Raw genomic sequence first — 12,603 nt, 5'->3', positions numbered from 1 at the left:
CATAGGAAAAATCGATGGAAAGCCGTCTTAGCCGCCTGGAAGCCGTACAAAGCATCTTGCTCGAAATCGGGCAGAAATCGAGCACCTGCACCGACATTGCGGAATTTGTGCAGGCGGTGCACGAGGCGCTGGGGCGCATCATGTACGCTGCCAACTTCTATGTCGCGCTGAGCGACGAGGGGCGCCCCAACTCGGTGCGCTTCGTCTACTTTGTCGACGAGGTGGACGACGCGCCCTATGACGGCCAGGAGCTGGTGGAGCTGCCCTCGTCCGACCATTCGCCCACCGCCTGGGTGATACTGAACGGCCAGCGCCTGATCATGACGGCCGAGGAGCACACCTCGCACGAGACCGACGGCGCCGTGTGGGGGCTGGGCACCACCGCCGAGCACTGGATGGGCTGCCCGCTGCTGGACCAGAACCACCAGGCCATGGGCGCCATGGTGATCCAGAGCTACGACAAGCAGCACACTTTCAGCGAGGAAGACCAGGCGCTGTTCCAGCTGATCGCCAGCCACGTGTCGAGCGCGCTGCAAGGCCTGCAGAGCATGGATCGCCTGGAGCGCGCCGTGCACGAGCGCACCGCCGCGCTGGAGTACGAAGTGGCCGAGCGCCGCCGCGCCGAAAGCCTGCAGCGCGCGCTGTACGAGATCGCCAGCCTGTCGGGCGGCTCGTGGGACCGCAACACCATGTACCAGCGCCTGCACGAAGCCATCAGCGAAGTGCTGACCGTGCGCAACTTCCTGATCGCGCTCTACCACCCGAGCAACAACGAGATCACGGTCCCGTATTTCGTCGACGAGAAAGACCCGACCGCGCCGTGCACCAGCTTCTCCTACGGTGTGGGCATGACCTCCTACATCCTGAAGCAGCGCCAGCCGGTGCTGCTGGACCGCGACGGCTATCTGGCGCTGATGGCGTCCGGCGAGGTGGAGCGGCCGCTGGGCAACGAAGAGATCATCAGCTGGATGGGCGCGCCCATACTGCTCAACGACTATGCCTACGGCGTGCTGGTGGTGCAGAGCTACCACGAGGACGTGATCTACACCCAGTCCGACCTGGACGTGCTGGCCTTCATGGCCAGCCACGTGGCGGTGGTGATCTCGCGCCTGCAGGCCGACCGCGCCATCCGCCGCGCCAAGAGCGCGCTGGAGGAGCAGAACGCGGCGCTGAACACGGCGCTGACGCAGCTGCAGGAAGCGCAGGGCGAGCTGGTGCGGCAGGAAAAGCTGGCCTCGCTGGGCCGCCTGGTGGCCGGCGTGGCGCACGAAATCAACACGCCCCTGGGCATCTGCGTGACCGCCACCAGCCACCTGGTGCAGGAACTCAAGCTGACCAAGGAAGACCTGGCCAACGGCGCCCTGGACGAGGACGGGCTGAACCAGTTCTTCGACATCGTCGACCAGTCGCTGCGCATCATGACCACCAACACCCAGCGCGCGGCGGCGCTGGTGCGCAGCTTCAAGCAGGTGGCGGTGGACCAGTCGTCCGACAATGTGCGCAGCTTCAACCTGCGCAAATACCTGGACGAGGTGCTGCTGTCGCTGCAGCCCAAGCTGAAGGGCAAGCCGATCGAAGTGGAAGTGGACTGCCCGCCGGACATCGACATGGAAAGCTTCCCCGGCGCGGTGTCGCAGATCGTGACGAATATGGTGGTCAACTCGCTGGTGCACGGCTTTGGCGAAGGCCAGTCCGGCTCGATCAAGATCAAGGGCAGGGTGGAGGGCGACCACGTGCAGTTCGACTACAGCGACAACGGCATCGGCATGGATCCTGGCACCTTGAGCCAGCTGTTCGACCCCTTCTTCACCACCAAGCGCGGCTCCGGCGGCAGCGGCCTGGGCGCGCACATCCTGTACAACCTGGTGACGGGTCCGCTGGGCGGCACGGTCAAAGTGGTCAGCGCCCCCAACATGGGCCTGCACTACAACCTGCGCTTCCCGCGCGTCCAGCACGGCAAGCAGCAGGCTTGAGGAGACCCAGCCGGCATTGCATTTCATCCTAAAGCGCGTTGCGATGCAATGTTTTATTGATGGTTCAGGGAGCTTATGGTGGAGATGTATTTTTATTTGATTATAATACTGTCGGCAATTCTATCTGGTTTCCTTGATCGGAAGTGCCTTAAATTCCGCGATTTGGATTGCGTAAACGGTTCTCGATCAATAGGGCTGGCAGCTTCTCTCAGATTTCGCTTGTTTGTGGGAATATTCTCTTCACTGCTGCTTTTATTTTCCCCATTTTTTGCCTACAAATACCCTGTTATTTCGACAATCTCCGGTACGTTTGAGATTGGATATTTATATGTCATAGCATATGCATTATTTGTTGCGACGACTATTTTAACCTGGGCATTTTTTGGAGGCGAGTATTTGTCAAAATCAATTTTTTCTACCTTCTTATGCCTGGATTCTGTTTTTGTACTCGGCATGGGTAGAAGAGATAAGCTTCAATATCTGCGTCATGGAGCATGGCGTTGGGATGTATTGTTTCTGAAGGTGCGACGATTTTGGGAAGGTAGAAGATGGCCGTCAGTTCATTTGGTGCGCCCATCCCTCGTTGTTCTTTCCTTTTTTCTGGCTCTGGGTATTATGGAGTTGATTGTTCCGAGTCTTGATTTTATAAATAAGAAGTATATTACTTTCACGATTGATGGCATTTCCAAGATGCCCCAATTAATGAGTAATATTATAATAATTTCCGGGTTGCCGATCGTTTTCTTGGTTTGGTTATTTCGGGATCGGAATAATCTCTGGTCGATAGAAAATCAAAGAAAAGATGTAAACCTGAAGGATTTTCAGAAGCTGGCTGAATGGGCATCGGGGCTGCATCTGCCGGAGGATAAGATTGTTGTTGTGAAAAAAACCACTAAGCAAGATAAGGTTGCTAAAGACGAGATCTTTGAAACGGTGAAAACGGAAGAGAGTTCTAACTCCAAGGAATTCTCCTCTGAGCCGGCACAGGGCTCGCTCAGAACCCATAGTAGACGTGATGGGGCAATTGCGTTACAAATATCTGCAATCCATCAGTTGCAGGCATTCTTGCGGGGAGACTTTGGAGCGCACTTTCAGCGGCCAGCTTTTCAACTGGTTAAAGCCATTTGGGTTGCTAGAGTTAAGTTGCTGTTGGAGGAAATGAAAGATATTTGCTCGGTTAATAATCTGGATTGGGCTTTGGAATTTCAAGAGTGGAATAAAAAAATTAGACTGGAAATGAATTCTGGAGTTGGTGGAGCGCTGACTCTTGCATTGGCAAGTGGGAACGGAAATATTCTTCGGGATAATTCGCCAGATTTGCCGCATATTGTACTTTCTGGATTTGATGGAATGCTGCTCGCATTGCAGAAGGATAAAATCCATCGGAATATTGAACTTTATGATTTGAATTTGAGAGGGGTGCAGTGGCAAGGGGCAAATTTAAAACTCGGGAAATTCCAAAGATGTGATTTTTTTGAAGCGCAATTGCAATCGGCGGATCTGCAGCACGCGAGTTTGCAAGGGGCGCAGATGGCCTTGTCTGACCTTCGATATGCGAAGCTGGATGGCGCTAAAATGCAAGGGGCAAATTTGGGTGCGGCAATAATTTTCGGAGCTAGTTTAATGGTTTCTGATTTGCGAGGAGTTGATTTTTCTGGTGCCATTCTAAATGGGGCAAAATTCAATGGCGCGAATTTGGAGGGGGCTGTTCTTTTGAATGTTAAGATTGATTCAAAAACAAATTTCTCTAATTCTATAGCAGATGCTACAACTGTTGTTGCGGTCGCTAAATTGAAGGCGGGAAAATATGGGCAAGCAATTTTCCCTGATGACTACGATGTTGATGATGATGCCACTATTCAGTTGGTTTCAGCATTGAAAATACTTGGCCTTCCTATTCCTCAAGCTGCATAGGATGCGATATATCATTTCCTGATATTTTTATATGTAATATTTCAGAGAGTAGTTGCGCAATGTTGGACGGATGAGCATTTATCAGGTTAAGAATTCCTTCACGCAACTCATCGCCGGCTGAGAGTTGAGCTAGCGCCGGGGAGTGTGCGACTGTTTCGATAGCAGTAGAAATGAAGGGAGCATCGTCTGCCGCTTGTTCCAGGCAGGCCTCCAGAAACAACACGATATCTTCTCGGGTTTGTAACTGCTGTGAGGTGTCCCACGGGGTAAGTTCGATAGTCATGGTTTTTCTCGCATGGACTTGACGAGTTTAATAGCAGTTTTGATGTCTTTGCTCTGACTCGACTTTTCACCGCCTGCCAGCAATATCACCACAGTGGTGCCACGTTTGCTGAAGTAGACGCGATAGCCTGGGCCATAGTGTATTCTCATTTCCGCGACCCCACCACCGACCGGAGAGCAGTCTCCGAAGTTCCCAAGCGATGCCCGTTCGACTCGCGTCCGAATATGTGCGACCGCCACCTTGTCGCGAAGGCTTGCGAACCAAGTGTTGAACTCGTCAGTAGTGAGGATCTTGAGCATTCGGCCAGCATACGTTGCCTCAAGGGGACTTGCCTTCGTATTGCTCAATCTTCGGGTCTTTCAGCGCCTGAGCGTTTTTTGTCCCAATCCTCGATTTGTAATCAAAATTTTAGGCGCATAATCGTTTTCGAGTACTTCTGAGCGATTTTAATCATGGTTACCGCAGGGACAAGGGCAGGGTGGCGATGGCTGGCGGAGCGGTATGGCGCCGAGCCTGTCCAGCCTTTGCCTGCCGCGAGCAGCCTTCCTGCATCTGTCCGTCCTGCACATGATCTGCAAGCGCAGCTTACTTTTGCACTAAAACATGAGCGTTTGCATCTGGAGTTGCTGGCGCGCCTGTTTGCGCGGATTGAACCGCTTGAGCTTGAAGTGTGGATCAGGCGAGAGCCTACCGGGCAATATGCGCGCAGGGCGGGGTTCTTTTTCGAGTGGCTGACCGGGCGGACGCTCGCTGTGCCGGATACCGCCGCGGGCAACTACGTCGACGCCATTGATGCCGGCGCTTATCTCACTTCCACATCGTTTATCGCAGTGAAGCGCTGGCGGGTGCGCAACAATTTGCCGGGCACGTGCCAGTTTTGTCCGGTGGTGTCGCGCAGCCCGGAGGTGCTGGCGGCCGAGGCTATCGATTTTGCCCACGCGCTGGCGGAGCTTGAGTCGGCCTACGGACAGGATATTCTCCAGCGCAGCGCAGTTTGGCTGACGATCAGGGAAAGCCGCGCCAGCTTCGCCATTGAGCACGAGGAGAGCCAGCAGGGCCGCATCCAGCGCTTTGCTGCCACGATGGAGTCCATGTGCGGCCGCTCGGAGGATCCGTTGGCGCTGGACAGCCTGGCGGCCTTGCAGGCCAGCATACTGGGGCCGGCCGCAACACGCTACGGCCTGCGCCGCTCGCCGGTGTTCGTCGGCCATCTCAATACGTATAGCGACGTGGTCGACTACATCGCCCCGCATTGGGACGCGATCCTGCCGTTGCTCGAAGGCTTGCGGGCCAGCCTGGCGTGCACGGTGGGCCGGCCGCCGGCCGTCCGCGCGGCGGTGGCGGCGTTCGGTTTTGTCTATATCCATCCCATGTCGGACGGGAATGGCCGGATTTCGCGCTTTCTGATTAACGATATCCTGCGGCGCGACGGGGCAGTGCCGGCGCCCTTTATTTTGCCGGTGTCGGCCTCGATCACGCGCTCGGCCTTCGCGCGCGCGGTGTATGACCAGACGCTGGCAGTCTTCTCCCGGCCGCTGATGCGCAAATACGCGCAGCAGTACCAGTTTGGCGCCATGGCGGAATACGATGATGGCGTCCGCTCAAACTTCCAGTTTGGCGCTTACGAGGATGCGATGGCGGCCTGGCGCTATCCGGACCTGAGCAAACATGCGGCTTACCTGGGCGGCGTGCTGCGGCACACCCTGGCCGAAGAGATGCCGGACGAGGCGGCGTATCTGCGCGGCGTCTACAGCGCGCGGCGGGAAGTGAAGAACTGGCTGGAAGGGCCGGATGCGGAAATCGACCGCATCGTGCGCGCGGTGCGCGAAAACGGCTGGGCGGTGTCGAATAAACTGAAGAAGGAGTTCCCGATGCTGGCCGACGCCGAACTGGCCGGCCGCATCGAGCACGCCGTGCAGGCGGCGTTCAGTCCGGGAAGCGCTCGTTGATGGCCAGTGCCTTGTCGATGTTGTTGATCAGGTGCTCGACGTAGACCGGGTCCAGGTGGTGGCCCGCCACTTCGCGCAGGTGGCTGACCACCTGGTCGACCGGCCAGGCTTCCTTGTAGCAGCGCTTGTGCATCAGCGCGTCGAACACGTCGGCCACGGCCACGATGCGCGCGTACAGGTGGATCTTGTCGCCGCGCAGGCCTTGCGGATAGCCGCTGCCGTCGAATTTCTCGTGGTGCTGGTGCGCGATCACGGCGGCCGCTTTCAGGATCGGGCGCTGCGAGCCGTCCAGGATGGACAGGCCCACCGCCGGATGCTGCTTCATGATTTCCCATTCGGCCGCGTCGAGCTTGCCCGGTTTCAGCAGCACCGCGTCCGGCGTGGCGATCTTGCCGATGTCGTGCATGGGCGCGGCGTGGCGCAGCACCGCCACTTCCTCGTCCGGCATGCCGCTGGCCACGGCCAGCAGATGGCACACCTCGGACATGCGGCGCACGTGGTTGCCCGCCTCGTTCGAGCGCGATTCCACCACGTCGCCCAGGCGCAGGATCAGCTCGGCCTGGGTGTCGGTGATTTCCTGCGTCAGCAGGATGTTGTCGAAGGCGATCGCCACGCCCGAGCAGAACACTTCCAGCAGCTTGGCGTCGATGTCGGAGATTTCTTCCACGCCCTTGAGCACCAGCAGCGAGGCCTTGCCGCTGCTGTTGGGGAAGTAGCCGACATAGGTGTCGCCGTGCACGCGGGAGATGCGGTTGCTCTTGGCGTCGTCCAGCTGGGCCAGCAGGTCGGGCGTGAGGATGTTTTCCTCGTCGCCGATCTGGGCCAGGATTTCGTATTCATGTTCGCCGCTGATGGCGGTGGCCGCGCGCAGGCGCAGCAGCATGCTGTTTTCCAGGCGCAGCAGCGCCACCACCTGCTGCAGCAGGCCGTTGGCGAAGTCCTTCAGGTTGCGCTGCTGGAAGATATGGGCCGAGGCGGCGATCACGCGCTCCAGGCCTTCGCGGTAGTTCAGCTGCGCAATGCGCGCTTCCTCCACCTTCATGATGTCGCGGTATGCGCGCAGCGCGGCGAAGGTGGTGGTGAACAGCTTGGTGCGGTCGAGCTCGGTCTTTTCCTTGTAGTCGTTGATGTCGTAGTTGACGATCACGCGCTCTTCCGGCGCCTGGCCCGGCTGGCCGGTGCGCAGCACGATGCGGGTGAACTGGTTGTCCAGCTCCTGGCGCATCCAGCGCGCCACTTCCAGGCCGCTGTCCTCCTGCTCCATCACCACGTCCAGGAACACCAGCGCGATATCCTGCTCGCGCGCCAGCACTTCCTTGGCCTCCGCGCCGCTGTAGGCATGGACGAAACTGAGCGCGCGGCCGTCCAGGCGGAAGCGGGTCAGGGTCAGCTTGGTGACGTCGTGGATATCGGGTTCGTCATCGACCAGCAGAACTTTCCATGGCGCTAGCTTGGGCGAAGGTGAGGACAAAAAAGACATATAGGCGTATTCCGCAAAAAGACACTCGTATGCGCAATTTTTAGGCGCATTCTTTCGATTGTAGTCTCACATCCGTTGAATTAACAACAGGCAATAATCATTACGATATGGCCTTACAACAGATGCCTGTTTTTCATAGCGAAACTGCATGCTGCATCGGCCCCGGCGGCGCCTCGCCAGTGACTGATATGAAACAGTACTTCACTTTTGACAATATTGTCCATCGATTCAAAAGAAAACTGTTAAGCACGGATAAATTGTCCATGACAAAACTAGGATCGCAGGCAGGGGCCCCGGTCACAATGTTGTCATTTATTCCTCCTAGAATGGCGGGCGTCGCACCCTCCCAACTCAGAGACCAAGAATATGAACAGCAAAGACCGCGTGCCAGCCTCCATCGACCCAGACGATATCGGCTACAACGATACCCCGAACGAACACTTCAGCGCCGTGCTGGAACAGCGCATCAGCCGCCGCAACCTGCTGCGCGGCGGCGCCGCCGGCGCTGCCACCGTGGTGCTCGGCTCCATGGGCCTGACCGCATGCGGCGGCGACATCAATTCGCCTGCCGTGCCGGACCCTGTGGTGCCGCCGCCCCCGGCCGAAAAGCTGCTCAGCTTCAGCGCCGTGCCGAAGAGCCTGGCCGACCTGGTTACCGTGCCGGCAGGCTACACCGCCACCGTGCTGTACGCGCTGGGCGACCCGCTGACCGCCACCGCCACCGCCTTCAAGAATGACGGCAGCGACGCCGACTTCGAAAACCGCGCCGGCGACCACCACGACGGCATGGAGTTCTTCGGCCTGAGCGCCGACGGCAAGGCGTCCACCAGCGCCGTCGAGCGCGGCATCCTGGCCGTCAACCACGAAGCGACCACCAACCAGCAGCTGTCGTCCTTCTTCATCCACGCCAACGGCGGCAGCAACACCCTGCCGCGCCCGGCCGCCGAGATCGACCGCGAAACCGCGCTGCACGGCCTGTCCATGGTTGAAGTGCGCAAGACCGGCGGCAAATGGGAATACGTCAAGGATTCGGCCTTCAACCGCCGCGTCACCTGCCTGACCGAATGCGAAATCTCCGGCCCGGCGCGCGGCAACGCGCTGCTGGTGACCAAGTACTCCAAGGACGCCAGCAAAACGCGCGGCACCCTGAACAACTGCGGCACCGGCAAGACCCCGTGGGGCAGCTTCGTCTCCGGCGAAGAAAACTGGTCCGGCTACTTTGTGCGCGGCGCCGCCGACAATGCCGCGCGCGGCAACGACAAGAGCGTCGCTGCGCTGAACCGCTACGGCCGCAGCCAGGGCGCGGCATCGCGCCACGGCTGGGAAAGCGGCGGCGCCGACGACAAATACGCGCGCTGGAACAACAGCAAGCTGGGCGCGTCGGTGGACGGCAGCGACGACTACCGCAACGAGATGAACGGCATGGGCTACATCGTGGAAGCCGATCCGTACAACAAGGCCAAGGCCGTCAAGAAGCGCACCGCGCTGGGCCGTTACGCGCACGAAAGCGCCGCCTTCGGCAAAGTGGTGGCCGGCCAGCCGCTGGCCGTCTACATGGGCGACGACTCGCGCAACGAGTACATCTACAAATTCGTCTCCACCCAAGCCTGGAACCCGGGCGACGCGGCCCTGGCCGACGTGCTGGCCGTGGGCGACAAATACCTGGACTCGGGCAAGCTGTACGTGGCCAAGTTCGGCGCCGACGGTTCCGGCAGCTGGATCGAGCTGAGCATCACCAACCCGCTGATCGCCGCCTACACCGGCTACAAGTTCGCCGACCAGGCCGACGTGCTGATCAACGCCCGCCTGGCTGGCGACGCGGTCGGCGCCACCAAGATGGACCGTCCGGAATGGTGCTCGGTCAACCCGGCCAACGGCGAAGTGTATTTCTCGCTGACCAATAACAGCAACCGCACCCCGACCCCGAGCGGCTCGTCCGCGCTGGCCCCGGACGGCCCCAACCCGCGCGCCTACACCGACATGAAGGGCACGACCGCGCAGAGCGGCAACCCGAACGGCCACATCCTGCGCATCAAGGAAGCGCTGGCCGGCTCCACCGCGCTGTCCTTCAGCTGGGACGTCTACCTGTTCGGCGCGGAAAGCGGCGCCGACGCGGGCAAGGTCAACCTGTCCAGCCTGACCGCCGACCAGGACTTCTCCAGCCCGGACGGCCTGGCCTTCAGCCCGTCCACCGGCATCTGCTGGATCCAGACCGACGACGGCGCCTACACCGACGTCACCAACTGCATGATGCTGGCCGCGCTGCCGGGCCAGGTGGGCGACGGCAAGAAAGTCACGCTGACCTACCCGACCACCGGCACCGGCACCTTGGCGGTGGACACCTTTGTCGGCAAGACCCCGACCGCCGACACGCTGAAGCGCTTCCTGGTCGGCCCGGTGGACTGCGAACTGACCGGTATCTGCGAAACGCCGGACGGCAAGGCGCTGTTCGTCAACATCCAGCACCCGGGCGAAACCACCAGCCAGGCCAATATTGCCGACCCGAGCAAGTACACCAGCCAGTGGCCGTCCAGCATAGGCTACGGCGCGGGCAAGCGTCCGCGCTCGGCCACCATCGTCATCACCAAGAATGACGGCGGCCGCATCGGCAGCTGATCGCCGGGGGAATTGGTAAGAAAGCGTTTCAGCGCAGCACAAGGCACGGCAAACGGGGGTATATTAGGATGATCCGCCATCTTTATGCTGAAAGGATCATCATGCGTGCACTTCGCAACCCCGTAGCCGCGCTGGCGCTGGCCGGCATCGCCGCCATGGCCAGCGCCGCCGCCGTGGCCGGCGCCACGGTGACCTACACCGACGCGCAGAAATTCGCCGACATGCCGTTCTCGCCGGTGGAGCGCGAGCGCGTGCTCGACAGCCTCAGCAAGCATTTCGCCGAGCTGGGCAAACTCCTGCCTCCCGGGCAGGAACTCAAAGTGACCGTGACCGACATCGACCTGGCCGGCCGCATCGACTACAGCCGCCGCAGCGCGAACGACATCCGCATCATGCGCGGCATGGCGGACTGGCCCCGCATGGAGCTGCACTACAGCCTGGAGGAAGGCGGCAAGGTGCTGCGCAGCGGCGACGCCCGGCTGTCCGATATGAACTATCTCGAGAACGCGCGCCTGTCCACCGCCAACGACGAGCTGCGCTATGAAAAGCAGATGCTGGACAACTGGTTCAGCAAGACCTTCGACGTGAAAGTGCGCGGCGCGCGGCCTTCGCGCGGCTAGGCCTTAGTCCAGCCAGTTCACCCGGGGGAATTTCGCCAGGAAATCCTCCGGCATGGGCACCACCTGGCTGCGCTTGTAGTTGAAGAAGACAAAGCCCGACTTGGCCATCGCCACCAGCGCCTGGTCCTGCGGGCGCGTGATGCGGAAGGTGATGTCGCCGCCGTATTTGTTAAAGTCCATCACCCCCACCTCGAACAGCAAATGGTCGCGCGCATGGCCCTCGGCCTTGTAGGTGGTGGCCAGGTCGGTGACGATAATGCCGGTGCCGTCCGCCTCCGTTTCCCGCACGCCGAACTCGAACAGGAAGCGCGCGCGGGCCTCCGAAATCATGGAGATCATCGAATCGTTGGCCAGGTGGTTGGCCCCGTTGATGTCGGTGACGCGCACGGTCAGCTGGGTGGAAAAATAGAACTGGTCTTCCGGGAATTCAAGTTTCAAACGTGCCATGGCGGTATCAGCGGAATGGGCGGGTTGCGATGCCGCCATTCTATCGCGTTCAGCGGCGCACGATGCGGAACACCTGGCCGCTGCCGGCCAACAGATACAGCTCGCCCTGCGCGTCCTGGCCGAAGGACAGCACATTGCCGGGGTTGTCCACCGCCCACTCCTGCGCCCCGCTGACCGCCCCGTTGCGATAGGCGAAACTCTTCAGATAGCCCTTGCAATAGTCCGAGTAGAAATACGTGCCCGCCAGTTCGGGGATGGCCGCGCCCCGGTACACATAGCCGCCGGTGATGGAGCAGCCGTTCACGTCGTTGGCGCCGTGCTGGTACTCGAACACCGGCAGGGTCAGCCCGGCCTGGTTGCAGCTGGCGGCGTTGTAGCAGGCCGTGCCCTCCATGATGTTCCAGCCGTAGTTCAGGCCAGCTTGCGTGGCGGGCGCCACGTCCACCTCCTCGCGCTGGTCCTGGCCCACGTCCGCGATGTAGAGCAGGCCGTCGCCGCGGTCGAAGGAGAAGCGCCACGGGTTGCGCAGGCCGGCGGCCCAGATCTCGCCGCGCCATCCGGCCTGGCCCGCGTAGGGATTGCCGGAAGGGATGCCGTAAGTCTGGCCCGGCACCACGATGCCCACGTCCAGGCGCAGGATTTTCCCCAGCAGCGAATTGAGGTTCTGGCCGTTGCGCAGCGGATCGCCGGCGCCGCCGCCGTCGCCGGTGCCGATGTAGAGATAGCCGTCCGCGCCGAAGGCCAGCTGGCCGCCGTTGTGGTTGCTGAACTCGCGGTGGGGGATGGTGATGACGCGCCCGGCGGTGGCCGGGTCGGCCAGGTTGGCGTTGGTGTCGGAGACCTTCATGCGGTCCACGGCGATATCGCCGTTGCTGTCCGTGTAGTAGATGAAGAAGCTGCCGTTCTGCGCGTACTGCGGATGGAAGGCCATGGACAGCAGGCCGCGTTCGCCGGCGCTGGTGGTCTGGCTGCTGATGTCGAGGAAGGGCGTGGCCAGCAGCGCGCCGTTGGCAAACACGCGGATGCGGCCGGGACGCTCGACGATGAACAGCCGGCTGTCGCCGGCCGGCGCGGTCAGGTACAGCGGCTGCGAGAGGCCGCTCGCCACCGGCTGCAAGGCCAGCTGCAGCGCGGCTGGCGGCGCGGTGACGCTCATGCCCCCGCTGCCGCCGCCGCACGCGGCCAGGCCCGCCAGGGCGCAAGACAGAACCAGCAGTTTCATCGCAGACGATCGCATGGCAGCCTCCCTCGATATCGCGCCATTCTATCGGCGCCGCGCGGCCGGCGGCGCGCCGCACGCACACGCAGCTTGCGCCGTTTT

General features: G+C 60.7%; 10 protein-coding genes. 5 read left to right on the top strand and 5 right to left on the bottom strand.

What is annotated here, in order from left to right; genetic code table 11:
* Positions 1-14 precede the first annotated feature (14 nt).
* Positions 15-1,973, top strand: coding sequence for a sensor histidine kinase (locus GTP77_RS23130; RefSeq protein WP_161074516.1), 1,959 nt, complete (start codon positions 15-17; stop codon positions 1,971-1,973).
* A gap of 75 nt (positions 1,974-2,048) precedes the next feature.
* Complete coding sequence (locus GTP77_RS23125; RefSeq protein ID WP_161074515.1) at positions 2,049-3,887, top strand: pentapeptide repeat-containing protein; 1,839 nt, start codon at positions 2,049-2,051, stop codon at positions 3,885-3,887.
* Here the strand turns inward: GTP77_RS23125 and GTP77_RS23120 are convergent.
* Together GTP77_RS23120 and GTP77_RS23115 are read right to left on the bottom strand one after the other, a co-directional pair.
* Positions 3,868-4,170 (bottom strand): hypothetical protein, encoded by a 303-nt coding sequence (locus GTP77_RS23120; RefSeq protein WP_161074514.1) that lies wholly within the window; start codon positions 4,168-4,170, stop codon positions 3,868-3,870. The two genes, GTP77_RS23125 and GTP77_RS23120, sit on opposite strands and share 20 nt — an antisense overlap.
* Positions 4,167-4,469: a type II toxin-antitoxin system RelE/ParE family toxin gene (locus GTP77_RS23115; protein WP_161074513.1), complete on the bottom strand. Its 303-nt coding sequence runs from the start codon at positions 4,467-4,469 to the stop codon at positions 4,167-4,169. The genes GTP77_RS23120 and GTP77_RS23115 overlap by 4 nt, the downstream gene beginning before the upstream one ends.
* Positions 4,470-4,793: 324 nt before the next feature.
* On the opposite strand from GTP77_RS23115, the gene GTP77_RS23110 reads away from it, so the two are divergent.
* Complete coding sequence (locus tag GTP77_RS23110; RefSeq protein ID WP_229202311.1) at positions 4,794-6,119, top strand: Fic family protein; 1,326 nt, start codon at positions 4,794-4,796, stop codon at positions 6,117-6,119.
* Here GTP77_RS23110 and GTP77_RS23105 read toward each other — a convergent pair.
* A complete protein-coding gene (locus tag GTP77_RS23105; RefSeq protein WP_161074511.1) occupies positions 6,097-7,599 on the bottom strand; it encodes a response regulator in 1,503 nt (500 codons plus the stop codon). The two genes, GTP77_RS23110 and GTP77_RS23105, sit on opposite strands and share 23 nt — an antisense overlap.
* Before the next feature lie 366 nt (positions 7,600-7,965).
* On the opposite strand from GTP77_RS23105, the gene GTP77_RS23100 reads away from it, so the two are divergent.
* Both GTP77_RS23100 and GTP77_RS23095 read left to right on the top strand, forming a co-directional pair.
* On the top strand, positions 7,966-10,215 hold the full coding sequence (locus GTP77_RS23100) for a PhoX family protein (RefSeq protein WP_161074510.1): 2,250 nt from the start codon (positions 7,966-7,968) through the stop codon (positions 10,213-10,215).
* A 101-nt stretch (positions 10,216-10,316) separates the two neighbouring features.
* The gene (locus tag GTP77_RS23095; RefSeq protein WP_161074509.1) at positions 10,317-10,835 is read left to right on the top strand and encodes a DUF3016 domain-containing protein; all 519 of its coding nucleotides are present in this window, start codon (positions 10,317-10,319) and stop codon (positions 10,833-10,835) included.
* Positions 10,836-10,838: 3 nt separating this feature from the next.
* Here GTP77_RS23095 and GTP77_RS23090 read toward each other — a convergent pair whose 3' ends face one another.
* The gene (locus GTP77_RS23090; RefSeq protein ID WP_161074508.1) at positions 10,839-11,282 is read right to left on the bottom strand and encodes a thioesterase family protein; all 444 of its coding nucleotides are present in this window, start codon (positions 11,280-11,282) and stop codon (positions 10,839-10,841) included.
* Between the two features lie 49 nt (positions 11,283-11,331).
* Positions 11,332-12,519, bottom strand: coding sequence for a PQQ-dependent sugar dehydrogenase (locus tag GTP77_RS23085; protein ID WP_223149392.1), 1,188 nt, complete (start codon positions 12,517-12,519; stop codon positions 11,332-11,334).
* Positions 12,520-12,603: the final 84 nt, after the last annotated feature.

Origin of the sequence: Pseudoduganella aquatica (assembly GCF_009857595.1) — a bacterium.
Taxonomy (GTDB): Bacteria; Pseudomonadota; Gammaproteobacteria; order Burkholderiales; family Burkholderiaceae_D; genus Rugamonas; species Rugamonas aquatica_A.
Note: the sequence above shows the minus strand (reverse complement) of the source record. Positions and strands in the feature narration are given on the sequence as shown.

Coding starts and splice junctions, on each gene's coding strand:
- GTP77_RS23115 (WP_161074513.1), bottom strand. CDS start 4,469: ATGCTCAAGATCCTCACTACTGACGAGTTCAACACTTGGTTCGCAAGC.
- GTP77_RS23095 (WP_161074509.1), top strand. CDS start 10,317: ATGCGTGCACTTCGCAACCCCGTAGCCGCGCTGGCGCTGGCCGGCATC.
- GTP77_RS23105 (WP_161074511.1), bottom strand. CDS start 7,599: ATGTCTTTTTTGTCCTCACCTTCGCCCAAGCTAGCGCCATGGAAAGTT.
- GTP77_RS23100 (WP_161074510.1), top strand. CDS start 7,966: ATGAACAGCAAAGACCGCGTGCCAGCCTCCATCGACCCAGACGATATC.
- GTP77_RS23085 (WP_223149392.1), bottom strand. CDS start 12,519: ATGCGATCGTCTGCGATGAAACTGCTGGTTCTGTCTTGCGCCCTGGCG.
- GTP77_RS23090 (WP_161074508.1), bottom strand. CDS start 11,282: ATGGCACGTTTGAAACTTGAATTCCCGGAAGACCAGTTCTATTTTTCC.
- GTP77_RS23120 (WP_161074514.1), bottom strand. CDS start 4,170: ATGACTATCGAACTTACCCCGTGGGACACCTCACAGCAGTTACAAACC.
- GTP77_RS23125 (WP_161074515.1), top strand. CDS start 2,049: ATGGTGGAGATGTATTTTTATTTGATTATAATACTGTCGGCAATTCTA.
- GTP77_RS23130 (WP_161074516.1), top strand. CDS start 15: ATGGAAAGCCGTCTTAGCCGCCTGGAAGCCGTACAAAGCATCTTGCTC.